Here is a 25782-nt window from a genome sequence, read left to right on the forward strand (position 1 = left end):
GGATCCCGGTGGCGGCGGCGAGGCTTCGGGGGGAGCGTGACGTGGACGCGGTCGGCACGGTCGAGTCAGAGGTGCGGGAGCTGATCCGCCGGTCCGGGCTGGATCCTTCGCGCGACACCCGCGAGGTCGGCCGGCTCGTCCGCGAGGCCGTCGCCGACTACGACGACCGGTCGCTGCACGGCGGCCTGCCGGCCCTGGACGACCTCGACACCGCGGTCAAGGCGGTGCTCGACGCGGTCGCCGGCCTGGGGCCTCTTCAGCCCTACCTGGACGACCCGCGGGTGGAGGAGATCTGGGTCAACGAGCCAGGCAAGGTCTTCGTGGCCCGGGACGGGGTCGCGGAGCTGACCACCACGATCCTCACCGCCGACGACGTGCGCGACCTGGTCGAGCGGATGCTCAAGCCGTCCGGGCGCCGGGTGGACCTGTCCTCCCCGTTCGTCGACGCCACGCTCGCCGACGGGTCCCGCCTCCACGTCGTCATCCCGGACATCTCGCGGCGCCACTGGCTGGTCAACATCCGCAAGTTCGTCGTCAAGGCGGACCACCTCGACGACCTGGTCCAGCTCGGCACGCTGACCCGACAGGCCGCCCGCTTCCTCGAGGCCGCGGTGGTCAGTGGGCTCAACGTGCTCGTCGCCGGGGGCACCCAGGCCGGCAAGACGACGATGCTCAACTGCCTGGCCGCCGCCATACCGCCCAAGGAGCGGGTGGTGACCTGCGAGGAGGTCTTCGAGCTGCGGATCCCGTTGCGCGACGTGGCGGCGCTGCAGTGCCGACAACCCAGCCTGGAGGGGACCGGTGAGGTCCCGCTGCGCCGGCTCGTGGTCGAGGCCCTGCGGATGCGCCCCTCGCGGATCATCGTCGGGGAGGTGCGCCAGGCCGAGAGCCTGGACCTGCTCATCGCCCTGAACAGCGGACTGCCGGGCATGGCGACGCTGCACGCCAACAGCGCCCGCGAGGCCGTCACGAAGATGTGCACCCTGCCCCTGCTGGCCGGGGAGAACGTCGGCAGCCGCTTCGTCGTGCCGACCGTGGCCGGCTCGATCGACGTCGTGGTGCACCTCGGCCTGGACCGCGACGGTGTCCGCCGGGTCCGCGAGATCGTGGGCGTGCCCGGTCGGGTGGAGGCCGACGTCGTCGAGATCGCCGACCTGTTCACCGCCCGGGACGGGCGGCTGCGCCGGGCCGAGGGCTTCCCGCCGCACCTCGACCGGTTCGAGCGCGCCGGCTATGACGTCGCCGCCCTGCTCGCCGGGGAGGCGTGATGGGTGGCCTGATGGTGGGCCTGCTTCTGGGGGCGGGCCTGTTCTGCATCTGGTGGTCGTTCTGGCCACGGCCGGCCACGACCCGCCGGCGCCGCAAGGGTCTCGCCCGGCTGGCCGACGAGCTGGCGCAGGCGGGGTTCGAGGGGGTCCGGCCCACGGCCCTGCTGGCCGCGGCGCTGCTTGTCGGGGTCCTGATGTTCCTGGGCTTCTGGGGGGCAACCCGTGTCGTCCCGATCGCCGCGAGCTTCGCCCTGATGGCCGCCTGGTCTCCCGTCGGCCTGGTCCGGGCGCGGGCCCGCGGCCGTCGGGCGGTGCTGCGCGAGCTGTGGCCGGACGTCGTCGACAACATCGCCTCGGGCGTGCGCGCCGGGCTGGCCCTGCCCGAGGCGCTGAGCCAGCTGCGGGTGCGCGGGCCGGAGGAGCTGCGCCCGCCCTTCGCCGCCTTCGCCGAGGACTACCGCGCCACCGGGCGGTTCCAGGACAGCCTCGACCGGCTCAAGGACTCGCTGGCCGACCCGGTCGCCGACCGTCTCGTGGAGTCGGTGCGCATCGCCCGCGAGGTCGGCGGCAGCGACCTGGGCCGGCTGCTGCGGACCTTGTCCTCGTTCCTGCGCGAGGACGCGCGTGCCCGCGCGGAGATGGAGACCCGGCAGGGGTGGACGATCAACGCCGCCCGCCTGGCCGTGGCCGCACCGTGGATCGTGCTGGCCCTCATGTCCACCCGGGGGGAGTCGCTGGCCGCCTACGGCCGCCCCGCCGGTGCGCTCGTGCTGCTCGTCGGCGCCGGCGTGTGCCTGGTGGCCTACCGGGCGATGGTCCGGATCGGCCGCCTGCCCGAGGACCCGAGGGTGCTGCGATGAGCCCCGCGGCGCTCGCCGGATGCACCTGGTCCGTGGGCGGCGGGGCCGTGGGTCTCGTGCTGGCCCTCGGCCTGGTGCTGCTGGTGGCCGGGCTGCCCGTGCGCCGGCGCCCCGGGCTCCAGGATCGGCTCGCCCCCTACCTGCGTGACACGCCGCGGCCCTCCCGACTGCTGGGCGGACCTGCGGGCCCGGGCACTGGCGTGCCCGCACTCCTGCGGCCCGTCGTCGCCTACCTGGCCCGCGCCGTGGACCGGGTCCTCGGCGGCACGCTCTCGGTCCGCCGCCGCCTCGGCCGGGCCGGGCGCCCCGTCGACGTGGACTCCTTCCGCGCCGAGCAGGTCCTCTGGGCAGCGGCCTGCGGGGTCCTCGGGCTCGCCGTCGCAGCCGCCCTCTGGCTGCGCGGCAAGGGTGGCCCGTCGGGCTTGGTGGCCCTGGTCCTCCTCGCCGTGGCCGCCGGGCTCGTGGCCTGCGACCAGCGGCTCAGCCGCCAGGCTGCGGCCCGCGAGGCGCGGATCTTGCTGGAGCTGCCCACCATCGCCGAGCTGCTCGCCCTCGCGATCGGTGCCGGTGAGGGCGCTGTCGGGGCCCTGGAGCGGGTCTGCCGGCTCTCCGGGGGTGAGCTGTCCGGCGAGCTGCGCACCTGCCTCGCGGACGCCCGCGCGGGGGCGAACCTCCCGAACGCCCTGCAGGGCCTGGCCGATCGCACCGGGCTGGCCAGCCTGGCCCGGTTCGTCGACGGCATCGTCATCGCCGTCGAACGGGGCACCCCGCTCGCTGACGTGATGCGGGCGCAGGCGCAGGACGCCCGGGAGGCGGGGCGCCGGGCCGTGCTCGAGCAGGGCGGCAAGAAGGAGATCGCGATGATGATTCCGGTGGTGTTCCTCGTCCTTCCGGTCACCGTGGTCTTCGCCCTCTACCCGGGCCTGGCCTTCCTGCGCTTCTCGATCTGAGACCAAGAAACCAATGACCGCACACGGAGGGGGAACGACCATGAAGCGGACCAGGTTGAGCGTGACCGGAGTCGGCACCTGGCCGGGGCAGGCGACCGCGTGGCTGGCGCGGCGGCTCGGGGCCGGCGACCGGGGCGACGTCCCCGGATGGGTGCTCATCACGATCATGACCGCGGGCCTGGTCACCGTGCTCTGGGCTCTGGCCGGCGACCAGCTCCAGGCGATGTTCACCGAGGCCATGTCGTCGGTGACCGGCCCGCGGTGAGCCGGGCCAGGGCCGGCGGGTCGGACGAGCGCGGGTCGGCCGTGGTCGACTTCGCCCTCGTCTCGGTGCTGGTCAGCCTGCTCTTCCTCGGGGTCTTCCAGGTCGGCCTGGCCCTGCACATCCGCAACACCCTGATCGCCTGCGCCGTTGACGGCGCCCGGTTCGGGGCAAGGGCGGACACGACGCCCGCCGACGGTGCGGGTCGGGCCCGATCGCTGATCTCCGCGAGCCTCTCCGACCGCTACGCCGGCAACGTCTCCGCCGGCGAGCGGGTGGTCGGCGGCGTGCGCGTGGTGCAGGTCGACGTCTCTGCCCCGCTGCCGGTCCTCGCGTGGTTCGGCCCGAGCGATGCGCTGACCGTGCACGGCCGCGCGTTCGAGGAGCGACAGTGAGCCGGGCCAGGCGGTGGTGCGACCGGAAGACGGCCCGCCTCGCCCGCCGCTGGGGACCCATCGAGGCCGGCAGCGCGGTCGTGGAGTTCGTCTTCCTCGCCGTGCTGATGATGATCCCGGTCTGCTACCTCGTCATGGTGATGGCCCGGATCCAGGCGGGTGCGTATGCCGTGTCAGCCGCCTCCCGGGAGGCGGTCCGCGCCTATGCGACGTCCCCGGCGCCGGGACAAGCAGGGGGGCGGGCCGAGGCGGCTGCCGGGCTGGCGTTCGCCGACCAGGGCTTCGCGGGACAGGGGCAGGTCCAGCTGCGGTGCGACGGCACCCCCTGCCTGCGCCCGGAGGGCCGGGTCGGGGCCACCGCCACCGTCGCGGTGCCGCTGCCGTTCGTGCCCTCCCTGCTCGACGGCGTCGTGCCCACGCAGGTGCCGGTCACGGCGACGCACTCCGAGGTGGTCGAGCGCTTCGGGGGGCTGCGATGAGGCGCTCCTGGGCGGACCTGAGGGCGCGGTCCGGCGCCGGCGAGGACAGCGGGCAGGTGATGCTGCTGGTGCTGGGCTTCACGGTCATCGCGCTGCTGCTCGTGGTCGGGGCCGTCGACGTCACCGCCCTGCAGCTGGCCCGGATCCGGCTGACCGACGCCGCCGACGGCGCGGCGCTCGCGGCGGCGGACGAGCTGGACCAGCGCAGCACCTACCAGCAGGGTCTGGACACCACGGTGCGCGTCGGTGACGGCCCCGTGCGCGAGGCCGCGGCGCGCTACCTGGAGTCGGAGGGGCGCCCGCACGGGGTGGCCGACTGGGCCCTGCTGCCCGGCACCGGCAGCCCGGACGGCCGATCCGCGGTCGTGCAGCTGCGGGGGACCGCGCAGGTCCCGCTGTTCTCGGCCGTGGTCTCGGCCCTCGGTGACACGGTGACCATCGACGTCCGGTCCCGCGCCCGCGCGGTGGTCCGGTGAGCGGCGGCGCCCCGATCCACGCCGACCGACGTCCGCGACGTGGACCGCTCGCGGGAGGTCCGGCTGGAGCGCCGAGCCCCTGACCAGCACCGCTTTGCACTGGTGGTCAGGGTGTCGCGTCCAGCCCGAGGGCGGCGTTCGGTTCTGCGGCGAACCCCTCTAGGGTTAGCGCCTAAAGCCGAAGAGAGAGGACCCCATGGAAGGGCAGCGGATTGCCGGCCGCTACCACGTCGAGCGGGCCATTGGTCGCGGCGGCATGGGCACGGTGTGGCTGTGCCGTGACGAGGTGCTCGGTCGCGAGGTCGCGGTCAAGCAGATCGGGGCCCTGCCCGGCGAGAGCGTGGTCGAGAAGCGTCGTGCCATGCGTGAGGCGCGGGCTGCCGCCGCCCTGAACCACCCCAACGCCGTCGCGGTCTACGACGTCGCCGACCACGACGGCCGGCCCTGGCTGGTCATGGAGTACGTCGAGGGCCGCACCCTCGCCGACGAGATCGCCAAGGAGGGCCGCCTCTCCCCGCAGCGGGTGGCGGACATCGGCTCCCAGCTCGCGGGCGCCCTGGCGCGCGCTCACGAGCGGCGCATCGTCCACCGCGACATCAAGCCGGCCAACGTCCTCATCGACCGGTGGGGCCGGCCCAAGATCAGCGACTTCGGCATCGCCCGCGGTCACGGCGACGAGCAGCTGACCCAGACCGGTTTCGTCACCGGCACCCCCGGCTACCTCTCGCCCGAGCTCGCGCGCGGCGACGACCCCGACGCGGCCTCCGACGTGTGGGCCCTGGCCGCCACCCTGTATGCCGCGGTGGAGGGGCGCGGGCCGTACGAGTCCCGGCCCAACCCGATCGCGGTGCTCCAGGCCATCGCCACCCAGCGCCCGCGACCGCTCGAGCACGCCGGTCCGCTCGAGCCCGCCATCGCGGAGATGATGCACGAGGACCCGGCCCAGCGCTGGGACATGGCCACGGCCGCCAAGCAGCTCGGCACGGTCGCCCGTGGTGGCACCGTGTCCGGCCCCACCACGCCGCTCGCGGCCGCTCCGACGAGGGTCGCTCCCGTCGTGACCCCGGTGCCCACCGACCCCGACGAGCCGACCCAGCCCTGGAAGCCGGCCGCGGCTGCGGCGGCTCAGGCACCGGCGGCGGAGGAGGCTGCGGTCGTGGGGGCAGCTGGCGCGGCGTCCGCGGCCGGCCCGCCGACCCCGCCCACCCCGGCTGCTCCCGTGACTGCGGCACCGGGGGCCGGCTCCGGCTCCGGCATGGACCGCGAGGACAGCGACGTCATCGACACCCGCCGTCGCGGCCGGGCCCTGCCCATCCTGGCGCTGGTGGTCGTGCTCCTGCTCCTGGTCGGCGGCTACGCGCTGAGCCACCGCGGGGGCCAGAGCCCGGCGCCCGCAGCCGGCGGGTCCACGCCGCGCCCGTCGTCGCCGGCCGCCCGGCCGACCCCGACCGCCTCCCACCCGCCGAGCACCACGCCCAGCACGCCGACGAGCACGCCGTCGACCCCGACCCAGGCGCCGACGACCGCCACGAGCAGCCCGACGAGGTCCTCGGCGGGCACCGACGCGGGCCTGTCGCAGTTCGTGCGCTCCTACTTCGCCAACGTGACCAGTAACCGGGACGTCACGTGGGCCGAGCTCACCCCCGGGATGCAGGCGCAGGCGGGCGGCCGGTCCGGCTACGACCAGTTCTGGCGGACCATCGCCGCCGTGCGGGTCGGCTCGGTGCAGGCCGACGCCACCGGTCGGACGGCCACGGCCCGGCTGACCTACGTCAAGCAGGACGGGACGACCTCGACCGAGCGGCACGCGTTCACGTTCGTGCGCCAGGGCGACAGCTGGCTGATCAGCAGCGAGCACATGGGCTAACGGCCGTGACGCCCCGCCGGGGGCGTCACGGCGTCTGCGCCTTAGGGCTCCAGGCACTCCGGGATGGAGTCACGCAGCCCGGTCGGGCTGCCCGTGTGCCCGCTGGGGTCATAGATCTTGACCCAGTCGACCGAGGCGAACTGCCGCAGTGACGGCATGATCTCGCCGGCGATCGTCACGGTGGAGCCACCGCTGCTGCACCCGCCGGTCAGCTGCACCCGCGCCACCCCTCCGCTGATGGACAGGGCGCGGAAGCCCGTGGCGCCGGAGGCCAGGTGGCGCAGGCCCACTGCCGTCTCGGCGGCCGTCGGGCCGGCGAAGATGCGGTCCATCACCCCGGTGGCCGGGGTGAGGGGAAGCACCGGGCGCAGCACCGGGGTGAAGAACGGTTCGCGGTTGGCCACGAAGCGCGGCTGGTTGAAGAACCACACCCGCCGCAGGACCGTCGGGAAGGCGGCACCGATGTCCACGACCACCCGGCTGGGGTTGGTCAGCGTGAACACGTGGACCGCCTGCCGGCTGGCCAGGCCGATGCCGTAGGTGGTCACCGCCTCGAAGTCACCGGAGCGGACCACGGTCATCACGTTGGGCAGGGCGAAGGCGACCCGGCTCGGTGCGGTCGACCGACCGGCGCTGTCGTGGGCGTTGGCGGGGGAGAAGCGCACCCGCAGGATGGCGCGCCCGGCGATCGGCACCGGCAGCCCGGAGGCGTCGCCGACGAGGCTGCTCACATAGGCCACCTGGCGGCTGGCCGGCAGGCCACCGGCGAAGTCGAAGACGACCCGGTCGAAGGTGGGGTGGTGGGCGGCCCGGATGCCGACGAGCGTGGGGACCGCGGGGGCGGCCGCGCCCGCGGCCGGCGCCGCGAGGGGGAGCACCACCCCCGTCGCGAGGAGGAGGGGCAGGAGCCGGCGCAGGACCTTCATGGGGCACCCCCGGGGACGCGGTGTTTGACGTGGCAACAGCATCCCGCCGCGGGGCCTTCGCCGGTCAGTGCCGGAGGTCCTGCCCCCGCCGCCGTGTCAGGCGGACCGCCCCGCTCGCGTAGGCTTCCCCTCGTGGCGACCGACTTTGCATCTGAGCTGAAGGACCTGCGCACGACCATGGAGTCGGTGCGGCAGGTGACCGACCTCGACCGGCTGAAGTCCCAGATCGCCGAGCTGTCGGAGCAGTCCGCCGCCCCCGACCTGTGGGACGACCCGGAGAAGGCCCAGCAGGTCACCTCCAGCCTGTCCCGCCTCAACGCCGAGCTCGAGCGCATCACCGGCATGGACCAGCGCATCGACGACCTCGAGGTGCTCGTCGAGATGGCCACCGAGGACGGCGGCGACGCCGAGACCCTGGCCGAGGCCGAGAAGGAGCTCGTCGCCCTGCGCAAGGCCGTCGGCGAGCTCGAGGTGCGCACCCTGCTCAGCGGCGAGTACGACCAGCGCGAGGCGGTCGTGACGATCCGCGCCGGCGCCGGTGGCGTCGACGCCGCCGACTTCGCCGAGATGCTGATGCGGATGTACCTGCGCTGGGCCGAGCGTCACGGCTTCCCGACCACGGTCCTCGACACCTCCTACGCCGAGGAGGCCGGCCTGAAGTCGGCCACCTTCGAGGTCAAGGTGCCCTACGCCTTCGGCAACCTCAGCGTGGAAGCCGGCACCCACCGCCTCGTGCGGATCAGCCCGTTCGACAACCAGGGCCGCCGCCAGACCAGCTTCGCCGCGGTCGAGGTCATCCCGCTGATCGAGTCCACCGACCACATCGAGATCCCCGAGAACGAGATCAAGGTCGACGTCTTCCGCTCCTCGGGCCCGGGTGGCCAGTCGGTCAACACCACCGACTCGGCGGTGCGCATGACACACATCCCCACCGGCATCGTCGTCTCGATGCAGAACGAGAAGTCCCAGATCCAGAACCGCGCCGCCGCCCTGCGTGTCCTCCAGTCCCGCCTGCTGCTCCAGCGCCAGGCCGAGGAGCAGGCGGCCAAGAAGGCCCTCGCCGGCGACGTCAAGGCCAGCTGGGGCGACCAGATGCGTTCCTACGTCCTGCACCCGTACCAGATGGTCAAGGACCTGCGCACCGAGCACGAGGTCGGCAACACCAGCGCCGTGTTCGACGGTGACATCGACGGCTTCATCGAGGCCGGCATCCGCTGGAAGCTCGCCGCCGAGCGCGCCGCGGAGTAGGCCGGGGCGGCCGCGGCGGCCCACCCGCCGCGGCACACGCCGAGGTTCGTGAAGTCCCCGCAATTCGGGTGGGTCCCGCCTACGCTCGAAGGCGCATGTCCGGTCCGTCGCCGGGACGGGTATGCCGTCCCGTCCCCGAGCCGGCAAGGGCCCCCCTCGCGCATGATTCGCTTCGAGAACGTCAGCAAGACCTACCCGCGGTCCTCGCGTCCGGCGCTGCGTGACATCAGCCTCGAGGTCGAGCGGGGCGAGTTCGTCTTCGTCGTCGGGCAGTCCGGGTCGGGCAAGTCCACGCTGCTGCGCCTGGTGCTCAAGGAGGAGGCGGCCACCACCGGCAACGTCCTCGTCGCCGGCCGCGAGCTGGCCACGATGCCCTCGCGCAAGGTCCCCGCGCTGCGCCGCGAGATCGGCACGGTCTTCCAGGACTTCCGCCTGCTGCCCAACAAGACCGTCTTCCAGAACGTCGCCTTCGCGCTGCAGGTGCTCGGCCGCAGCCGTCACGACATCAAGCAGCTCGTGCCCGAGACGCTGGAGCTGGTCGGCCTCGAGGGCAAGGAGAAGCGCTTCCCGCACGAGCTCTCCGGCGGTGAGCAGCAGCGCGTGGCGATCGCCCGCGCCTTCGTGAACAAGCCGGCGATCCTCATCGCCGACGAGCCCACCGGCAACCTCGACCCGACGACGAGCCTGGGCATCGTGCGCCTGCTGGACCGGATCAACCGCACCGGCACCACGATCGTCATGGCCACCCACGACGACGAGATCGTCGACCAGCTGCGCAAGCGCGTGGTCGAGCTCGACCACGGCGAGCTCGTGCGCGACCAGAGCCGCGGCGTCTACGGCGTGCAGCGCTAGCCGGCCACCCGGCATACCGAACCGACCCTGACCGCACCTGCCACGGAAGCGACCGGAAGAGAACGATGCGACTGCAGTTCATCCTCAGCGAGATCTGGATCGGCTTGCGCCGCAACATGTCCATGGCCGTCTCGGTCGTGCTCGTGACCATGGTGTCGCTGTTCTTCCTCGGCTTCGGCCTGCTGGCCCAGCGTCAGGTCGAGACGATGAAGGACTACTGGTACGACCGCGTCCAGGTCTCGATCTTCCTGTGCACCAAGAACTCCGACACGCCCTCGTGCGCCACCGGGCCCGTCACCGACGAGCAGCGCAGCCAGATCCAGAGCCAGCTCGAGGACATGAAGCCGCTGGTCAAGCAGGTCTTCCACGAGTCGCCGCAGGAGGCCTACGACCGGTTCAAGGTGCAGTTCAAGAACAGCCCGATCGTCGACAACGTCAAGCCCGACCAGATGCCGGAGAGCTTCCGGGTCAAGCTCAGCGATGCCAGCAAGTACGCCGTCATCTCCAGCTCGTTCCAGGGGGCGCCGGGCGTCGAGCAGGTCCAGGACCAGCGGGCGCTGCTCGACAAGTTCTTCAAGGCCCTCAACATCATGAGCTACTGCGCGGTCGGCCTGGCCGCGATCATGGTCCTCTGCGCGATGCTGCTGATGGCCACGACGATCCGGCAGACAGCGTTCAGCCGGCGCCGCGAGACCGGCATCATGCGCCTGGTCGGCGCCTCCTCCTTCGTGATCCAGCTGCCGTTCATCATGGAGACCGTGGTCGCGACCCTCGTCGGCTGCGGCCTGGCGGTGGGCCTGCTGTGGGCCACGGTGCACTACGGCGTCACCGGGTTCCTTGCCACGATCCTGCCGATCGGTTTCGTCGGCGTGGGTGACGTCTGGGTCATGACGCCGTGGCTGGTGGGCAGCGGCGCTGCCCTGGCGATCATCACCTCCTGGTTCACCCTGCGGCGCTACCTGCGCGTCTGAGCCGCGCGGCACGAGCCGCGCCAGGTCAGACGCGCCGGGCCGCCGGGCCGGGCCCGGTATGACGCGCGCGGCCCGGGCGCGCGAGGTCACGGGATCGTCAACTCACCGGCGGAAAGCCGGTGTGACGGGTGTGGCCTGTGGTAGCAATGATGCTGATGAGCGCGCTACCCCCCGAGACGTCGCCCACCCGCCGGCTCCGGCGCGGCCGCTGGGTGGTCGTTGCGACCGCTCTGCTGACCAGCGCCGGGCTGTTCCTCGCCCCGGTCGGCCAGGCCGACACGCGCGGCGACAAGGCCCGGATCGACAAGCAGATCGCGACGTTGCGCAGCCAGCTCGACGACACCTCCAAGGACCTCGCCGACGCCTTCCTGGCCCTGAAGCGCACCCAGGCCGAGCTGCCGATCGCCCAGCGCGAGCTGGCCGCGGCCCAGGCCAAGGTGGTCGCCGCCGAGAAGCACAACCAGGACGTGGCCGAGCAGCTGGCCGTCGCGCAGGCCAACGAGGCCAAGGCCGACGACATGCTCACGGCCAACGCCAAGGACACCCAGCAGACCAGCGACCTGATCGGGGACTTCGCCCGGCGCAGCTACCAGCAGGGCGGGATGGGGGAGCTGTCCGTGGCGCTGAACGCCACCAGCCCCGACGACTTCGCCACGCGCGTCGTCCTGGTCGACACGGTGATGCGGCTGCAGAGCGGCGCGCTCCGGCGGCTGGCGACCCAGCACGCCGAGGGCCGCGCCGTCCAGGACCACCTCTCCGCCGTCCGTCGGCAGGTCGCGCTGCTGAAGGTGCAGGCCGAGAAGGCCGTCGCCGCAGCCCAGTCGGCACGGGACCTCGCGGCCAAGGCCAAGCAGCGCCTCCAGCTGCTCGAGGCCGCGCAGAAGAAGTACGCCGCGTCCGTGGCCGCCAAGAAGGCGCGCGAGGCCGGCCGGCTGTCGCGGATGCAGGCCCAGTCCCGCCACCTGGCCGCCGTGCTCGCGGCGCGTGCCCGGGCGGCCAAGCTCGCCGCTGCACGGGCCGCAGCCGCCCGTGCCGCCGCGGCCCGGCGCGCGCACCGCCCGGTGCCGAGCCAGGGCATCCCGGCCAGTGGCGGCTACCTCAGCTACCCCGTGGCCGGCCCGACCTCGTCGGAGTTCGGCTGGCGCTTCGACCCGGTGGCCCAGCGCTGGCAGAACCACGACGGCCTCGACTTCGCCGTCGGCTGCGGCACGCCGGTGCACGCCGCCGCCTCCGGCTCGGTGATCATGGCGGTCCCCGAGTCGGCCTCGGGCGGCTACGGCAACCAGCTGGTGCTCGACCACGGCATCGTCGGTGGGGTCGACCTGACCACCACGTACAACCACCTCTCGAGCTGGGTGGTCACCGGTGGCCACGTCAGCCGCGGGCAGCTCATCGCCTACTCCGGCACCACCGGCATGTCGACGGGCTGCCACCTGCACTTCGAGACGCGGGAGGACGGCAACCCCGTCAACCCGCGCAAGTGGCTCTGACGCGGCACCCGGCCACCCGGCATACCGGCGTCTCCCGGCGCAGCGACGAAAGGCCGTCGCTGCGCCGCCTCCCGGGCAGTTAGGGTTACCCCGCGGTTCAGGCACGCGAGGAAAGGGACGGCGACGGTGGCCAAGGAGCAGGGACGCAAGCTGGTTGCGAGCAACCGCAAGGCGCGTCATGACTACCTCATCGAGGACACCTTCGAGGCCGGCCTCGTCCTGACCGGCACCGAGGTGAAGTCGCTGCGCGCCGGACGGGCCTCGCTCATCGACGGGTTCGCCAGCGAGTACAACGGCGAGATCTGGCTGGAGAACGTCTACATCCCGGAGTACTCCCAGGGCACGTGGACCAACCACGCCGCCCGGCGCCGGCGCAAGCTGCTGCTCAACAAGGACGAGATCCACAAGCTGATCATCAAGACCCGCGAGGCCGGGCACACCATCGTGCCGCTGTCGCTGTACTTCAAGGACGGCCGGGCCAAGGTCGAGATCGCCCTGGCCAAGGGCAAGAAGCAGTACGACAAGCGGCACGCGCTGCGTGAGCGCCAGGACAACCGCGAGGCGCAGCGGGCGATGTCGCACCGAACGGAGAGGTGACGCCGGTGGGCGGACGGGGGAGGCTGCGGGCACTGCTCGCGGTGCTGGCCGCACTGGGGGTCATGGTCGGGCTGCCGGCCGCGGCAGTGGCGGCCGGAGGTGAGCACATCGTGTCGCTCACCGCCGACTACGCCGTGCAGGCCGACGGCGGCATGGACGTCACCGAGACGCTGGTGTGGGACTTCGGCAGCACCGGCGAGCACCACGGCATCAAGCGCTACGTCACCACCCAGCAGGGCTACCAGAACAGCAAGGACCAGCACCGGGTCTACGAGATGTCCGACGTGAGCGCCGCCAGCCCCTCGGGTGCGCCGGCGGACGTCGACGTCTCGCAGCTCGGGGCCGACGAGGTCATCCGCATCGGCAACCCGGACCAGACAGTCGAGGGCACCCAGACCTACGTCGTCCGCTACCACCTGGCCCACGTGGTCAACGGCTTCCCCGACCACGTCGAGCTCTACTGGAACGTCACCGGCGACGCGACGGCCGTCCCCACCGACGCGGTCAAGGTCACCGTCCACGGCCCCGCAGCGGTGACCAAAGCAGCCTGCTACTACGGCGCGCAGGGCTCGACCACCCAGTGCGCGGCCCAGCCCGGCGCCACGGCGACCTACAGCGCGACCAGGCTCGCGCCATACCAGCAGGTGAGCGTCGTCGCGGCCATGCCGGTGGCCGCGTTCACCGACACCGCGCCGGACCTGCGCGCCGGCGGCACGGACACCGGCTTCGACACCGGGCAGGGCAGCACGCTCTCGCCCGGGGTGGCGCGGGCGGTCAGCCTGCTCGGGATCGGCACCGGCATCACGATCCCGGTCCTGGCGGCGGCGCTCATGGGGTTCCTCGTGTGGACCCGCGGCAGGGACGAGCAGTATGCCGGTCTGACGCCGGGCCTCACGCCTGCGGACGGGGCCGAGGGGCAGGTCGTGCGCGGCTCGCGGCCCGGGGCCGTGGCAGTGCAGTTCCAGCCGCCGCAGGGCGTGCAGCCGGGCATGGTCGGCACGATCATCGACGAGCAGGCCAACACGATCGACGTCAGCGCCACCGTGGTGGACCTGGCGGTGCGCGGGTTCCTCACGGTCCGCGAGGTGTCCGGCTCGGGGATGTTCAAGCGCACCGACTGGGAGCTGACCGCCCTGCCGCCGCCGGCCGGCGAGCCGTTGCTGACCTACGAGCAGGTCCTGCTCAACGGCCTCTTCCGCGAGAGCAACCCGGTGCTGCTCTCGGAGCTGAAGAACCAGTTCGCCTCGACGCTGTCCTCGGTGCAGGCGGACATGTATGCCGAGGTCGTGCGGCGGGGGTGGTTCCGCAAGTCGCCGCAGACCCAGCGACGGGTGTGGAGCGGCGTCGGCACGGCGCTGGTGATCATCGGCGTCGGGTCCGGCTGGTTCTTTGGGCTGCACAGCAGCGCCGTCGACGCCCGGGGCGGAGTCGGCTTCCCCATCCCGTCAGGGATCATGCTGGCCGGCGGCCTCGTCCTGGCCGGGGTCATCGTCAAGGTGCTCGGCAACCGGATGGCCTCGCGCACCGCCCGGGGCAGCGCGGTGCTGGCGCAGTCGCTCGGGTTCAAGCAGTACCTGCTGACCGCCGAGGCCAACCAGATCGCCTTCGACGAGGCGTCCAACATCTTCAGCCGCTACCTGCCCTTCGCGATCGTCTTCGGCGTCGCCGACCGGTGGGCCAAGGTCTTCGCCGACGTGGCGGAGGCGGCCACGGCCGCGGGCCAGCCGCTGGTCATGCCGACCTGGTACGTCTTCGGGCCCGGCGGGTTCGGCGGGTTCCAGGACATCGCCAGCGGCGTGGACAGCTTCTCCACCACCGCCAGCGGCACCTTCACCTCGACCCCGGGCTCGTCGGGTGGCAGCGGGTTCGGCGGGGGCGGGTTCTCCGGCGGCGGTGGCGGCGGGGGTGGCTCCGGCTCCTGGTGAGCCGCGCGCGACACCGCGTGCCGGGCCGGCGGGTCAGGTCACGACGAGGAGGAGGTCGCCGCCCTCGACCTGCTGCTGGGAGCCGATCGCGAGCCGGTCGACGGTGCCACCGACCGGGGTGGTGATCGCGGCCTCCATCTTCATCGCCTCGATGGTGGCGACCTGGGCGCCGGCCTCGACCTGCTGGCCCACCTCGACCGAGAGCGAGACGACCCCGGCGAACGGCGCCGCGACGTGGCCCGGCCGGGACGGGTCGGCCTTCTCCGCGGCGCGCACGTCGACCGCGATCGACTCGTCGCGCACCTGCACCGGCCGCAGCTGGCCGTTGACGGTGCACATGACGGTGCGGATCCCGCGCTCGTCGGCCTCGCTGACCGACTGCACGCCGAGCAGCAGGCGCTTGCCGGGCTCGAGGTCGACCTCGTGCTCGGTCCCGACGGCCAGGCCGTGCAGGAACTCGCCAGTGCCCAGCACCGAGAGGTTGGAGTAGGCGTCCCGGGAGGCCTCGAACTCCTTGGTCGGCCCGGGGAAGAGCAGACGGTTGAGGGTATGCCGGGGGTCGGCTGCCAGCGCGGCCTCCTCCTCCTCGGTCAGCTCGGTGAGTGCCGGGCGGGCCTTGCGTCCCTCGAGGGCCTTGGTGCGGAACGGCTCGGGCCAGCCGCCCGGCGGGACGCCGAGCTCGCCGTTGAGGAAGCCGATGACCGAGTCGGGGATGTCGTACTTCGTCGGGTTGGCCTCGAAGTCGGCCGGGTCGGCGTTGGCGCCGACGAGGGCGAGGGCGAGGTCGCCGACGACCTTGGAGCTCGGCGTCACCTTGACGACGTTGCCCAGGATGCGGTTGGCCGCGGCATACATGTCCTCGATCGACTCGAACCGGTCGCCGAGGCCGAGCGCGATGGCCTGCTGGCGCAGGTTCGACAGCTGCCCACCGGGGATCTCGTGGGTGTAGACGCGTCCGGTGGGGGAGGGCAGGCCGGACTCGAAGGGGGCGTAGAGCTGGCGCACGCCCTCCCAGTAGGGCTCGAGGTCGCAGACCGTCTGCAGGTCCAGGCCGGTGGCGCGGGGCGTGCCGTCGGTGGCGGCGACCAGCGCCGACATCGACGGCTGGCTGGTGGTGCCCGACATCGAGGCGCTGGCCACGTCGACCGCGTCGACGCCGGCGTCGATGGCCGCCAGGAGGGTCGCCAGCTGGCCGCCGGCCGTGTCGTGCGTGTGCAGGTGCACCGGCAGGTCGAAGCGCTCACGCAGCGCGGCCACGAGGGTCCGGGCTGCCGGTGCCCGCAGCAGGCCGGCCATGTCCTTGATCGCCAGGACGTGGGCGCCGGCCTCGACGATGCGCTCGGCCAGCTTGAGGTAGTAGTCGAGGGTGTAGAGCGTCTCGGCCGGGCTGTGCAGGTCGCCGGTGTAGCACAGGGCGACCTCGGCGACGGCCGTCCCGGTCTGGCGCACCGCGTCGATCGCCGGGCGCATCTGGTCGACGTCGTTGAGGGCGTCGAAGATGCGGAAGATGTCGATGCCGGTCTGGGCGGCCTCCGTGACGAACGCGTCGGTCACCTTGGTCGGGTAGGGCGTGTAGCCGACCGTGTTGCGCCCGCGCAGCAGCATCTGCAGCGGCAGGTTGGGCATCGCCTCGCGCAGCAGGGCGAGGCGCTCCCACGGGTCCTCGGACAGGAACCGCAGCGCCACGTCGTAGGTCGCCCCGCCCCAGGCCTCGACGCTGAGCAGCTGCGGGGTCAGCCGCGCCACGTGCGGGGCGACGTGCATCAGGTCGCGGGTGCGCACCCGGGTGGCCAGCAGCGACTGGTGGGCGTCGCGGAACGTCGTCTCGGTGACCCCGACCGGCACCTGCTCGCGCAGGGCCCGGGCGAACTCCTGCGGCCCGACCCGCAGCAGCAGGTCCCGCGCGCCGGGCGGCGGGGGCGCGTCGCGGTCGATGGCCGGCAGCTTGCTGCGCGGCGAGACGCTGGTCCGGGACGGGCCGTAGGGCTGGTTGACGGTGACCTCGGCCAGGTAGGTCAGCAGCTTGGTTCCCCGGTCGGCCGGCGTGCGCGCGGTGAGCAGCTGCGGCCGGTCGTCGATGAACGAGGTCGAGAGCCGCCCGGCCACGAAGTCGGGCTCGTCGAGCAGCGCCTGCAGGAACGGGATGTTGGTCGAGACGCCGCGGATCCGGAACTCCGCCAGGGCGCGCCGGGCCCGCCGCACGGCGGTGCCGAAGTCGCGACCACGGCAGGTGAGCTTGACCAGCATGGAGTCGAAGTGGGCGCCGATCTCGGCCCCGACGAAGACGGTGCCGCCGTCGAGGCGCACCCCGGACCCGCCCGCGGAACGGTAGACCGTGATGTGACCGGTGTCGGGGCGGAACCCGTTGGAGGGGTCCTCGGTGGTGATCCGGCACTGCAGCGCCGCGCCCCGCAGGCGCACGGTGTCCTGGGAGAGCCCGAGGTCCTCCAGCGTCTCGCCGGAGGCGATCCGCAGCTGCGCGCTCACGAGGTCGACGTCGGTGACCTCCTCGGTCACCGTGTGCTCGACCTGGATGCGCGGGTTCATCTCGATGAAGACGTAACGCCCGTCCGGTGCGAGCAGGAACTCCACCGTGCCGGCGTTGACGTAGCCGATCTCCCGGGCAAAGGCCACGGCGTCGGCGCACATGCGCTCGCGCAGCTCCGGAGGGAGGTTCGGTGCGGGCGCGATCTCGACGACCTTCTGGTGCCGGCGCTGCACCGAGCAGTCGCGCTCGAAGAGGTGGATGACGTTGCCCGAGGCGTCCGCCAGGATCTGCACCTCGATGTGCCGCGGGCTGACCACGGCCTCCTCGAGGAACACCGTCGCGTCGCCGAAGGCGGACTCGGCCTCGCGCATGGCCGCCTCGAGCGACTCGCGCAGGTCCTCGGGGCGCTCGACCCGCCGCATGCCGCGGCCGCCCCCGCCGGCGACGGCCTTGACGAAGATCGGGAAGCCGACCTCGTCCGCGGCGGCCAGCAGGGTCTCCACGTCGTCGCTCGGCTCGGCGCTGCGCAGCGTCGGCAGCCCGGCGGCCTTGGCGGCGGCGATGGCCCGTGCCTTGTTGCCGGTGAGGTAGAGCACCGACGCCGGCGGCCCGACGAAGGTGATCCCGGCCTCGGCGCAGGCCTCGGCCAGCGCCGGGTTCTCCGAGAGGAAGCCGTAGCCGGGGTAGATCGCGTCGGCGCCGGCCTCGGTCGCGACCCGGGTGACCTCCTGCGGGTCGAGGTAGGCCCGCACCGGGTGGCCCGGCTCGCCGATCTCGTAGGCCTCGTCGGCCTTGAGCCGGTGCTCGCTCTTGCGGTCCTCGTGGGGGAAGACCGCGACCGTGGCCGCCCCCAGCTCGGTGGCGGCGCGGAACGCCCGCACCGCGATCTCGCCTCGGTTTGCTACGAGCACCTTGCGAAACACGCACGCCTCCCACACAGGGTCCGGCTGTCAGGTCGGGGAACAGCCTAGTGAGGCGACCGTACTGCGAGACGTGCGTCCCGGCATACGGGATCTGGGCCACATCGGGCCCGGGTCCGTCGAGCGTAGCCCCGCCTGCGGATGCCGCTGAGGCGATGCCGACCTACTCTGACACCGAGCTGGGGAGGCACATGGCACACGCACAGGTCCAGGCGGTGGGAGGCGCTGCCCACGAGGCGGCGCGCGATGCGCTGCGGGCACAGCTCGCCGGTATGCCGCCCGGTCACCCCGTGCGCCTCGCCAAGCGCACCTCCAACCTGTTCCGGCCCCGGGATGCGACCGGGGTCCCCGGGCTGGACGTCTCCGGGCTGACCCACGTGCTCTCGGTCGACCCCGACGCGCTGGTGGCCGATGTGCAGGCGATGACGACCTACGAGGACCTCGTCGACGCAACCCTTGCGGTCGGGTGCATGCCGCTGGTCGTCCCGCAGCTCAAGACGATCACCATCGGTGGCGCGGTGACCGGCCTGGGGATCGAGTCCTCCTCGTTCCGCAACGGCCTGCCGCACGAGTCCGTGCGGGAGATCGAGATCCTCACCGGCGCGGGCGACGTCGTGGTCGCCGGGCCGGAGGGGGAGCACGCCGACCTGTTCCGCACCTTCCCCAACTCCTACGGCTCGCTGGGCTACGCGCTGCGGCTGCGGATCGAGCTCGAGCGCGTCCACCCGTTCGTGCGCCTGCGCCACGTGCGCTTCACCGACCTCGACGCCCTCCAGGAGGCGATCGGGCGGGTGACCACCACCCGCGAGCACGAGGGCGAGCCGGTCGACTTCGTCGACGGCGTCGTCTTCTCCGCGCGGGAGTCCTACCTGGTCCTCGGCGACTGGCAGGACCACGCGCCGTTCACCAGCGACTACACCGGGCAGCGCATCTTCTACCGCTCGATCCGCGAGCACTCGGTCGACTTCCTCACCGTCCGCGACTACCTGTGGCGCTGGGACACCGACTGGTTCTGGTGCTCGCGGGCCTTCGGGGCGCAACACCCCGTGGTGCGCCGGCTGTGGCCGAGCCGGCTGCTGCGCAGCGACGTCTACTGGAAGCTCGTCGCGTTCGAGAACCGCCACCACGTCTTCGCCCGGCTCGACGAGCGGCGCGGCCGGCCGCCGACCGAGCGGGTGGTGCAGGACGTCGAGATCCCGCTGGAGCGCACGGCCGAGTTCCTGCGGTGGTTCCTCGAGGAGGTGCCGATCGAGCCGGTCTGGCTGTGCCCGCTGGCTCTTCGCGACACCCCGACCAGCCGGACCGGGTGGCCGCTCTACCCGCTGGAGCCGGGCCACACCTACGTCAATGTGGGGTTCTGGTCGACCGTGCCTATCGCCGACGGTCGGGCTGACGGTGACGTCAACCGTGCGATCGAGCAGGAGGTGGACGACCTCGGTGGACACAAGTCGCTCTACTCCGACGCCTACTACGACGAGGCGGACTTCTGGCAGCGCTACGGCGGTGAGGCCTGGGCCGCTGTCAAGGAGCGTTACGACCCCGGGGGCCGGTTGCCCTCGCTCTACGACAAGGCGGTGAGACGCAGATGACCTTGACGATCGGACAGATGCTGGACCGGGTCTTCGACCCTGGCACCCCGGTGCGGTTCACGGCATACGACGGGTCGTCCTCGGGGCGCGAGGACTCGCGCTTCACCATCCACCTGGCCAACGAGCGTGCGGTGCGCTACCTCGCCACGGCGCCGGGCGAGCTCGGGCTGGCCCGGGCCTACGTCGCCGGCGACCTCACGGTCGAGGGGGCCGACCCGGGCGACCCCTACGAGCTGCTGCGTACCTTCCGTGACGAGGTCGAGCCGCACCTGCCCAAGCCAGGCGAGCTGCCCGAGATCCTGAAGTCGTTGGGGCTCAAGGGATTCCGACCACCCGAGCTGCCCCCTCAGGAGACCCCTGCCCCGTGGCGCCGGTTGCTCCACGGGCTGCGGCACTCCAAGGCGCGCGATGCCGACGCGATCCACCACCACTACGACGTGTCCAACGCGTTCTACGAGATCCTGCTCGGCCCGTCGATGACCTACACCTGCGCCTGCTACCCGCACGTCGACGCGACGCTGGAGGAGGCCCAGGCCAACAAGTACGACCTGGTCTGCCGCAAGCTGGGGCTGCAGCCGGGGATGCGGCTGCTCGACGTGGGCTGCGGCTGGGGCGGCATGGTCCGGCACGCCGTGAAGCACTACGGCGTCAGCGCGCTCGGCGTCACGCTGTCCGACCAGCAGGCGCGCTGGGCGGCCAAGGCCATTGCGGAGGAAGGGATCTCGGAGCGCGCCGAGGTGCGACACCTTGACTACCGCGACGTCAAGGAGACCGGCTTCGACGCCGTCAGCTCCATCGGGCTGACCGAGCACATCGGGGTGCGCAACTACCCGGGCTACTTCCGCTTCCTCAAGGCCCGCCTGCGCGAGGGTGGGCGGTTGCTCAACCACTGCATCACGCGGCCGGACAACAAGCACCCGGGGATCAGTCGCGGCGGGTTCATCGACCGCTACGTCTTCCCCGACGGCGAGCTCACCGGCTCCGGCACCATCACCACGGTGATGCAGGACGTCGGCTTCGAGGTGCGTCACGCCGAGAACCTGCGCGAGCACTACGCGATGACCACGCGCGACTGGTGCCGCAACCTCAGCGCCGGCTGGGACCGGGCCGTGGCCGAGGTCGGGACGGGCACCGCCAAGGTGTGGGGCCTCTACCTGGCCGGGTCGCGACTCTCCTTCGAGGAGAACAGCATCCAGCTGCACCAGGTGCTCGGCGTCAAGGTCGGCCCCGACGGCGACGCGCACATGCCGCTGCGCCCCACCTGGGCCAGCTGAGCAGCCGAGCGCGCCGGCGGAGACCGACCGGACAAGCGCCGGCCCGCGTTCCCCCTCCTTCGGGGCGGGAAACGCGGGCCAGGCGGTGTTCGGTGGCGGTGCTACCGGCTCAGAGGCGGATCAGCATCTTGCCGGTGTTGCCACCGGTGAGCAGGCCACGGAAGCCCTCCACGGCGTTCTCGATGCCGTCGACGACGGTCTCGCGCCAGGCGATCTTGCCCTCGGCCAGCCACTGGCCGACCTCGGCCTCGAACTGCGGGCGCAGGTCGCGGTGGTCGGAGACGATGAAGCCGCGCAGGGTGAGCCGCTTGCCGATGATCATCGGCATGTTGCGCGGGCCCGGGGCCGGCTCGGTGTTGTTGTAGACCGAGATCGCCCCGCAGATCGCGGCGCGACCGTCCTTGCGCAGCGCGCCGATCGCGGCCTCGAGGTGGTCGCCGCCGACGTTGTCGAAGTAGACGTCGATGCCCTCGGGCGCGGCCTCGGCCAGGCCCTCGCGGATCGGGGTGGCCTTGTAGTCGACGGCCGCGTTGAAGCCGGCGTCGTCCTGCAGCCACTGCACCTTCTCCGGGCCGCCGGCGCTGCCGACGACGCGGGAGGCGCCCTTGAGGCGGGCGATCTGGCCGACGAGCGAGCCGACCGCACCGGCGGCGGCGGAGACGAACACCGCGTCGCCCTCGGTGAACTCCCCGACCCGCAGCAGACCGGCGTAGGCCGTCAGGCCCGGCATGCCGAGGACGCCAAGGTAGGCCTGCGCGGGCGCGAGGTCGGTGTCGAGGATGCGCGCGTGCTTGGCAGCCACGAGGGCGTGGGTGCGCCAGCCGAGCGGGTGGATCACGATGTCGCCCACGGAGATCGGCGCACCGGTGGCGTCGACGGCGTCCTCACCGACGGCCTCGACGACACCGACGGCCTCGCCGTCCATCGCCTTGCCCAGCTCGAACGGGGGGACGTAGGACTTGGCGTCGTTCATGCGGCCGCGCATGTAGGGGTCGACCGACAGGAAGGTGTTGCGGACGACGACCTGGCCGGCCTCGGGCGCCGGCAGCTCGACCTCCACGAGTGCGAAGTCGTCGTCGACCGGCTCTCCGTGGGGTCGCCGGGTGAGGTGCCATTCGCGGCTGGTCGTCATGGTGAGACGCCCTTTCGTCATGGGGGGTGCGTGCACAGGGGGCCACTGCTGCGCAGGGGGCGAGCGGGCCACCCTAGGCAACCATGGGGGAGGGGGCTGGCTTCCGCCACCGGGCGTGAGGGTGCTCACCCCTCGTGCGGTATGCCGTGTGGTCACCCGCCGGAGGCCGACCCCCTGGCCACGGGCGGCCGCCCGTGACGCCGCCAGGGCGGGTTCAGGCGGCGAGGGTGCGGCGAAGCCGCAGCGAGGCGAGGACCAGCAGGGCGGTCGCGAACGCCGCCAGCACCACCAGCTGGCGCAGGATGTCCAGCAGGCCGCCGCCGCGGGAGAGCAGGGTGACCCACGCGTCGACGGCCCACGCGTGCGGGGTGAGGTGGCCGAGGGCGCGCACCGCCGGCGGGACGATCTCCAGCGGCCACATGCACCCGCCGAGCATGCCGAAGGCGATGCCGATGGTCGGGCCGATGGCACTGGCCTGCTCCGGGGTGCGGAAGAGGGTGCCGGAGAGCATCCCCGCGCCGGTGCCGACCAGGGCCCACGTGGCCACGAGCACGAAGGCTGCGAGCGGGTTGCCCCAGCTCACCCCGAAGAGCAGGGCTCCGACACCGACGATGAGCGCCGCCTGGCCCAGGGCCAGCAGGAAGTAGCACAACCCCTCGCCCAGGACGATGTCCCGCGGGCGGACCGGCGCGGCCAGGGCCCGCGCGAGGACCCCGCTGCGCCGCGTCTGCACCATGGCGGCGCCGCCCGCGAGGGCGTTGACGAAGACGAACAGCACCAGCATCGTCGGGGCGCTGTAGCTGAACCCCAGCGGCAGGTAGTTGCTGCGGCTGTCCACGACGACCGTGCGCACCGTCGTCGCCGGGACTGCCGCGCCAACCCGCCGGGCCAGCACCAGGGCCTGGGGCAGCGAGACGGCGCTGTGCGCCGCCGCGAACCTGGCCGCCTGGACCGTGGCGGCGTGCCGCGCGACGACGGCCCGGGTCGCGGACAGGGCGCCCTGCGCCGACTGCGCCACGCCGGACGTGGTGACCACGGCGACGGTGGCGTTGCCACCCGAGGCCAGCCGGTGGTCGAGGTCGGCCGGCAGCTCCACCAGGGCGGCCACCTCACCCCGGCGAAGGGCCTCGCGCGCCTGCGTGGGCGACGCATACGACTGGGTGTCGACCCCGGCGGCGCCATGCAGGTCGGTGGCCAGCCGGGCGGCCAGGGGACCGGAGCCGCCGCCCACCACGCCGACCCGGATCCGGGTGCTGCCGGAGACGGTCGCCCCGACGAGCAGGATGACGATGATCGGCAGCAGCACCATGAAGAACAACGCGGTGCGGTCGCGCACTACCCGCCGCAGCTCGGCGGCGGCCAGGGCGAGGGCGGCGGTCACAGGGCGCCCCGCCCTGCCCCACGCCGCCGGCTCGCCCGCCGGCCGCCGTGGTACCCGCAGTCGTGGTGCCCGCAGTCGTGGTGCCCGCAGTCGTGGTGCCCGCAGTCGTGGTGCCCGCAGTCGTGGTGCCCGCAGTCGTGGTGCCCGCGGTCCTCGTGCCGGCCGCGCGCCATACCGGGCTTCCTCATGCCAGCACCCGACGGCGCAGCAGGAAGGCGACCCCGAGGGTCACCACGCCGAAGGCCAGGATCGCCAGCAGTGGGGTCAGCGCCGCCGTCCATCCGGCGCCCCCGGCGAGGTCGCTGAATGCCCGCAGGGCCCAGCCGTTGGGCGTGAACAGGGACAGGGTGCGCAGCGCGGGGGGAGCGGCGTTGATGAAGATGAAGTTGCCGCCGAGCAGCACGAGACCGAAGGTCACCATGGCGGCGACGCCGTCGGCCTGCCGCTCGGTGCGGGCGACGGTGATGACCAGGGCGGTCAACCCCACGAGGGTGAGGGAGAGCGCCACGACGATCGCCGCCACCATCGGCGGGGGACCCCAGTCGGCGCGGAAGAGCACCGAGCTCACCAGCGCTACGGTGCCCAGGCTCAGCGCGCCGTAGACGAAGGTCGCGAGCGACTTGCCCAGCAGGATGGCGCCCGGCCCCACCGGGGCGGCGGCGATCCGGTCTAGGGTGCCGCCGCTGCGCTCCTGGAAGAAGCTGCGGGCGCCGAAGCCGATGGCGAAGAGCAGGAAGAAGATGCCCATCGCCGGGGCGTAGTAGCTGCGGGCCGACAACGCCTTCGTGCCGGAGGCCCGCTCGACCACCTGCTCGGGCAGGCGCTCCCGGCTGGCCGCGGCGGCGAGCGCCCCGGCGCGCGCCGGGTCCGCCCCGGCGGCCAGCGCCGCCGCAACCGAGAGGCGGTTGGCGTCGAGCTGGGCGGTGAAGGAGCTGGCCAGGGATCCGGCGACCTGGCTGGCCACCGGGGAGTCCACGCTGCCGAGCACGTCGACGCCGGGCACCGGCCCGGTGCCGTGCAGCGCGTCCGTCCAGCCGGCGGGGAGCACGAAGGCGGCCCCGAGCGTGCCGTCGTGCACCAGCCGCCGTGCGGTGGCGTCGTCGCGGACCCGGCGCACGGTCACCACGCGTGCCAGGTCCGGCGAGGACAGGAACCCGGTGAACGCGGTGGCGACGGCACCCTGGTCGTGGTCGACGACCCCCACGTCGGCGTGGAAGGAGTCCGCGCCACCGAACGCGACGCTGATCAGGCCGGCGACGGCCAGCGGGGCGACGAAGCCGAGGATGATCGCGGACCGGTCGCGCAGCCGCTGCCGCAGGTCCTTCAGGGCGATGACGAGCGCGACCGGCACGACCTCACTCCCGCAGCGCGGTGCCGGTCAGGTGCAGGAACACGGCCTCGAGGTCCGGCTCGGCGACGTCGACCGACTTGACCGAGGCGCCGCTGTGCTCGGCCGTCTCCAGCACTGCTGGCAACAGGCGCCGCCCGTCCCGCACCAGCAGGTGCACCTCGGTGCCGCTGACGTCCGCGCCGTCGACGCCCGGGACGGAGCGGCACGCGGTCGCGAACCGGTCCAGGTCGCCGGTGGCGACCAGCGTGATCCGGTCGCGCTCACCCAGCCGGGACACCAGCTCGCGGCGTGTGCCCTCGGCGACCAGCCGGCCCCGGTCGATGATCCCCACCCGGTCGCACAGGCGCTCGGCCTCTTCCATGTAGTGCGTCGTGTAGAGCACCGCCATCCCGCCGGCACCGAAGCGCCGGACGCTCTCGAGGATGGCGTGCCGGCTCTGCGGGTCGACCCCCACGGTCGGCTCGTCGAGCACGAGCAGCGTGGGCCGGTGCAGCAGCCCGGCCCCGATGTTGAGCCGCCGCCGCATGCCACCGGAGAAGGAGTCCACCCGGTCGTCGCCGCGCTGGCGCAGGTCTACCAGCTCCAGCACCTCCTCGATCCGGGCGTCGAGGACCCGGCGCGGCAAGGCGTAGAGCCGGCCGAAGAAGCGCAGGTTCTCCCGAGCCGTCAGGTCCGGGTAGAGGGCCACCTCCTGGGGCACGTAGCCGACGAGGTCCTTGGCCTGCATCGCCGCACCCGCCATCGGGTGGCCGCCGATGGACACGTGCCCGGCGTCGGGGGTGAGCAGCCCGCAGACGAGGCGGATCGTCGTGGTCTTGCCCGCACCGTTGGGCCCGAGCAGGCCGTAGGTCTCACCCGGCGCCACCTCGAAGCCGATGTCGTCGACCGCCACGCGGTCGCCGAAGCGCTTGGCCAGGTGCTCGGCACGCAGCACCGGCCCGGCTTCCGCCGCAACAGGGGACGGCCGGGTCGCCACGCCGAGCGTTCCGGCCGGTATGCCGTGGGGCTGGGTGTCCATGCCGGTCAGCCAAGCGCGGTGCCGGTGACCGCACCAGTGACCGACGTCCCGGGCCCCCGGGAG

The 25782-nt window shown here is 72.9% G+C and carries 23 protein-coding genes; 16 read left to right on the plus strand and 7 right to left on the minus strand.

What is annotated here, in order from left to right; translation table 11 throughout:
- The first annotated feature begins 41 nt into the window (after nucleotides 1-41).
- The 8 genes from AC3ANM_RS16805 (at nucleotide 42) to AC3ANM_RS16840 (ending at nucleotide 6557) form a co-directional block, all read left to right on the plus strand.
- Complete coding sequence (locus AC3ANM_RS16805) at nucleotides 42-1268, plus strand: TadA family conjugal transfer-associated ATPase (protein WP_488285559.1); 1227 nt, start codon at nucleotides 42-44, stop codon at nucleotides 1266-1268.
- Complete coding sequence (locus tag AC3ANM_RS16810; RefSeq protein ID WP_488285560.1) at nucleotides 1268-2128, plus strand: type II secretion system F family protein; 861 nt, start codon at nucleotides 1268-1270, stop codon at nucleotides 2126-2128. The genes AC3ANM_RS16805 and AC3ANM_RS16810 overlap by 1 nt, the downstream gene beginning before the upstream one ends.
- A complete protein-coding gene (locus tag AC3ANM_RS16815) occupies nucleotides 2125-3078 on the plus strand; it encodes a type II secretion system F family protein (RefSeq protein ID WP_488285561.1) in 954 nt (317 codons plus the stop codon). The genes AC3ANM_RS16810 and AC3ANM_RS16815 overlap by 4 nt, the downstream gene beginning before the upstream one ends.
- 40 nt (nucleotides 3079-3118) lie before the next feature.
- Nucleotides 3119-3343 (plus strand): hypothetical protein, encoded by a 225-nt coding sequence (locus AC3ANM_RS16820; protein WP_488285562.1) that lies wholly within the window; start codon nucleotides 3119-3121, stop codon nucleotides 3341-3343.
- Nucleotides 3340-3735: a TadE family protein gene (locus tag AC3ANM_RS16825; RefSeq protein WP_488285563.1), complete on the plus strand. Its 396-nt coding sequence runs from the start codon at nucleotides 3340-3342 to the stop codon at nucleotides 3733-3735. Before AC3ANM_RS16820 ends, AC3ANM_RS16825 begins: the two co-directional genes overlap by 4 nt.
- On the plus strand, nucleotides 3732-4214 hold the full coding sequence (locus AC3ANM_RS16830) for a pilus assembly protein (protein ID WP_488285564.1): 483 nt from the start codon (nucleotides 3732-3734) through the stop codon (nucleotides 4212-4214). Before AC3ANM_RS16825 ends, AC3ANM_RS16830 begins: the two co-directional genes overlap by 4 nt.
- A complete protein-coding gene (locus AC3ANM_RS16835) occupies nucleotides 4211-4690 on the plus strand; it encodes a pilus assembly protein TadG-related protein (protein ID WP_488285565.1) in 480 nt (159 codons plus the stop codon). Before AC3ANM_RS16830 ends, AC3ANM_RS16835 begins: the two co-directional genes overlap by 4 nt.
- A gap of 196 nt (nucleotides 4691-4886) precedes the next feature.
- Complete coding sequence (locus AC3ANM_RS16840; protein ID WP_488285566.1) at nucleotides 4887-6557, plus strand: serine/threonine-protein kinase; 1671 nt, start codon at nucleotides 4887-4889, stop codon at nucleotides 6555-6557.
- 41 nt (nucleotides 6558-6598) lie between these two features.
- On the opposite strand, the gene AC3ANM_RS16845 is transcribed toward AC3ANM_RS16840, so the two are convergent.
- Entirely contained in the window at nucleotides 6599-7483 is an 885-nt protein-coding gene (locus tag AC3ANM_RS16845; protein WP_488285567.1) for an AMIN-like domain-containing (lipo)protein, read from the minus strand.
- Between the two features lie 132 nt (nucleotides 7484-7615).
- Between AC3ANM_RS16845 and prfB the strand changes: the two genes are divergently transcribed.
- The 6 genes from prfB (at nucleotide 7616) to AC3ANM_RS16875 (ending at nucleotide 14566) form a co-directional block, all read left to right on the plus strand.
- A complete protein-coding gene (gene prfB / locus AC3ANM_RS16850; RefSeq protein ID WP_488285568.1) occupies nucleotides 7616-8731 on the plus strand; it encodes a peptide chain release factor 2 in 1116 nt (371 codons plus the stop codon).
- A gap of 162 nt (nucleotides 8732-8893) precedes the next feature.
- Nucleotides 8894-9583 carry a cell division ATP-binding protein FtsE gene (gene ftsE / locus AC3ANM_RS16855; protein WP_488285569.1) on the plus strand — a complete coding sequence of 230 codons (690 nt, stop codon included), beginning with the start codon at nucleotides 8894-8896 and terminating at the stop codon, nucleotides 9581-9583.
- 65 nt (nucleotides 9584-9648) lie between these two features.
- Complete coding sequence (gene ftsX / locus AC3ANM_RS16860; RefSeq protein ID WP_488285570.1) at nucleotides 9649-10554, plus strand: permease-like cell division protein FtsX; 906 nt, start codon at nucleotides 9649-9651, stop codon at nucleotides 10552-10554.
- Between the two features lie 155 nt (nucleotides 10555-10709).
- Entirely contained in the window at nucleotides 10710-12044 is a 1335-nt protein-coding gene (locus tag AC3ANM_RS16865; protein WP_488285571.1) for a murein hydrolase activator EnvC family protein, read from the plus strand.
- A 126-nt stretch (nucleotides 12045-12170) separates the two neighbouring features.
- Nucleotides 12171-12641: an SsrA-binding protein SmpB gene (smpB, locus tag AC3ANM_RS16870; RefSeq protein ID WP_488285572.1), complete on the plus strand. Its 471-nt coding sequence runs from the start codon at nucleotides 12171-12173 to the stop codon at nucleotides 12639-12641.
- A gap of 5 nt (nucleotides 12642-12646) precedes the next feature.
- Nucleotides 12647-14566 carry a DUF2207 domain-containing protein gene (locus AC3ANM_RS16875; protein ID WP_488285573.1) on the plus strand — a complete coding sequence of 640 codons (1920 nt, stop codon included), beginning with the start codon at nucleotides 12647-12649 and terminating at the stop codon, nucleotides 14564-14566.
- A 33-nt stretch (nucleotides 14567-14599) separates the two neighbouring features.
- Here the strand turns inward: AC3ANM_RS16875 and AC3ANM_RS16880 are convergent, their stop codons facing one another.
- Entirely contained in the window at nucleotides 14600-17977 is a 3378-nt protein-coding gene (locus AC3ANM_RS16880) for a pyruvate carboxylase (protein WP_488285574.1), read from the minus strand.
- 188 nt (nucleotides 17978-18165) lie between these two features.
- On the opposite strand from AC3ANM_RS16880, the gene AC3ANM_RS16885 reads away from it, so the two are divergent.
- Nucleotides 18166-19563: an FAD-binding oxidoreductase gene (locus AC3ANM_RS16885; protein ID WP_488285575.1), complete on the plus strand. Its 1398-nt coding sequence runs from the start codon at nucleotides 18166-18168 to the stop codon at nucleotides 19561-19563.
- On the plus strand, nucleotides 19560-20837 hold the full coding sequence (locus AC3ANM_RS16890) for a class I SAM-dependent methyltransferase (RefSeq protein ID WP_488285576.1): 1278 nt from the start codon (nucleotides 19560-19562) through the stop codon (nucleotides 20835-20837). The genes AC3ANM_RS16885 and AC3ANM_RS16890 overlap by 4 nt, the downstream gene beginning before the upstream one ends.
- A gap of 109 nt (nucleotides 20838-20946) precedes the next feature.
- Here AC3ANM_RS16890 and AC3ANM_RS16895 read toward each other — a convergent pair whose 3' ends face one another.
- From AC3ANM_RS16895 to AC3ANM_RS16915, 5 genes are all read right to left on the minus strand, one after another.
- Nucleotides 20947-21969 carry an NADP-dependent oxidoreductase gene (locus AC3ANM_RS16895; RefSeq protein WP_488285577.1) on the minus strand — a complete coding sequence of 341 codons (1023 nt, stop codon included), beginning with the start codon at nucleotides 21967-21969 and terminating at the stop codon, nucleotides 20947-20949.
- A 214-nt stretch (nucleotides 21970-22183) separates the two neighbouring features.
- Complete coding sequence (locus AC3ANM_RS16900) at nucleotides 22184-23350, minus strand: ABC transporter permease (RefSeq protein WP_488285578.1); 1167 nt, start codon at nucleotides 23348-23350, stop codon at nucleotides 22184-22186.
- Nucleotides 23347-23538 carry a hypothetical protein gene (locus tag AC3ANM_RS16905; protein WP_488285579.1) on the minus strand — a complete coding sequence of 64 codons (192 nt, stop codon included), beginning with the start codon at nucleotides 23536-23538 and terminating at the stop codon, nucleotides 23347-23349. Before AC3ANM_RS16905 ends, AC3ANM_RS16900 begins: the two co-directional genes overlap by 4 nt.
- Entirely contained in the window at nucleotides 23535-24701 is a 1167-nt protein-coding gene (locus tag AC3ANM_RS16910) for an ABC transporter permease (RefSeq protein WP_488285580.1), read from the minus strand. Before AC3ANM_RS16910 ends, AC3ANM_RS16905 begins: the two co-directional genes overlap by 4 nt.
- 4 nt (nucleotides 24702-24705) lie before the next feature.
- Nucleotides 24706-25719: an ABC transporter ATP-binding protein gene (locus tag AC3ANM_RS16915; protein ID WP_488285581.1), complete on the minus strand. Its 1014-nt coding sequence runs from the start codon at nucleotides 25717-25719 to the stop codon at nucleotides 24706-24708.
- Nucleotides 25720-25782: the final 63 nt, after the last annotated feature.

It is taken from the genome of Oryzihumus sp. JJN4-3R (genome assembly GCF_057747915.1).

Coding starts and splice junctions, on each gene's coding strand:
- AC3ANM_RS16840 (WP_488285566.1), top strand. CDS start 4,887: ATGGAAGGGCAGCGGATTGCCGGCCGCTACCACGTCGAGCGGGCCATT.
- AC3ANM_RS16845 (WP_488285567.1), bottom strand. CDS start 7,483: ATGAAGGTCCTGCGCCGGCTCCTGCCCCTCCTCCTCGCGACGGGGGTG.
- AC3ANM_RS16815 (WP_488285561.1), top strand. CDS start 2,125: ATGAGCCCCGCGGCGCTCGCCGGATGCACCTGGTCCGTGGGCGGCGGG.
- ftsX (WP_488285570.1), top strand. CDS start 9,649: ATGCGACTGCAGTTCATCCTCAGCGAGATCTGGATCGGCTTGCGCCGC.
- AC3ANM_RS16905 (WP_488285579.1), bottom strand. CDS start 23,538: ATGAGGAAGCCCGGTATGGCGCGCGGCCGGCACGAGGACCGCGGGCAC.
- AC3ANM_RS16885 (WP_488285575.1), top strand. CDS start 18,166: ATGGCACACGCACAGGTCCAGGCGGTGGGAGGCGCTGCCCACGAGGCG.
- AC3ANM_RS16835 (WP_488285565.1), top strand. CDS start 4,211: ATGAGGCGCTCCTGGGCGGACCTGAGGGCGCGGTCCGGCGCCGGCGAG.
- AC3ANM_RS16895 (WP_488285577.1), bottom strand. CDS start 21,969: ATGACGACCAGCCGCGAATGGCACCTCACCCGGCGACCCCACGGAGAG.
- AC3ANM_RS16820 (WP_488285562.1), top strand. CDS start 3,119: ATGAAGCGGACCAGGTTGAGCGTGACCGGAGTCGGCACCTGGCCGGGG.
- AC3ANM_RS16865 (WP_488285571.1), top strand. CDS start 10,710: ATGAGCGCGCTACCCCCCGAGACGTCGCCCACCCGCCGGCTCCGGCGC.
- AC3ANM_RS16810 (WP_488285560.1), top strand. CDS start 1,268: ATGGGTGGCCTGATGGTGGGCCTGCTTCTGGGGGCGGGCCTGTTCTGC.
- AC3ANM_RS16915 (WP_488285581.1), bottom strand. CDS start 25,719: ATGGACACCCAGCCCCACGGCATACCGGCCGGAACGCTCGGCGTGGCG.
- AC3ANM_RS16890 (WP_488285576.1), top strand. CDS start 19,560: ATGACCTTGACGATCGGACAGATGCTGGACCGGGTCTTCGACCCTGGC.
- ftsE (WP_488285569.1), top strand. CDS start 8,894: ATGATTCGCTTCGAGAACGTCAGCAAGACCTACCCGCGGTCCTCGCGT.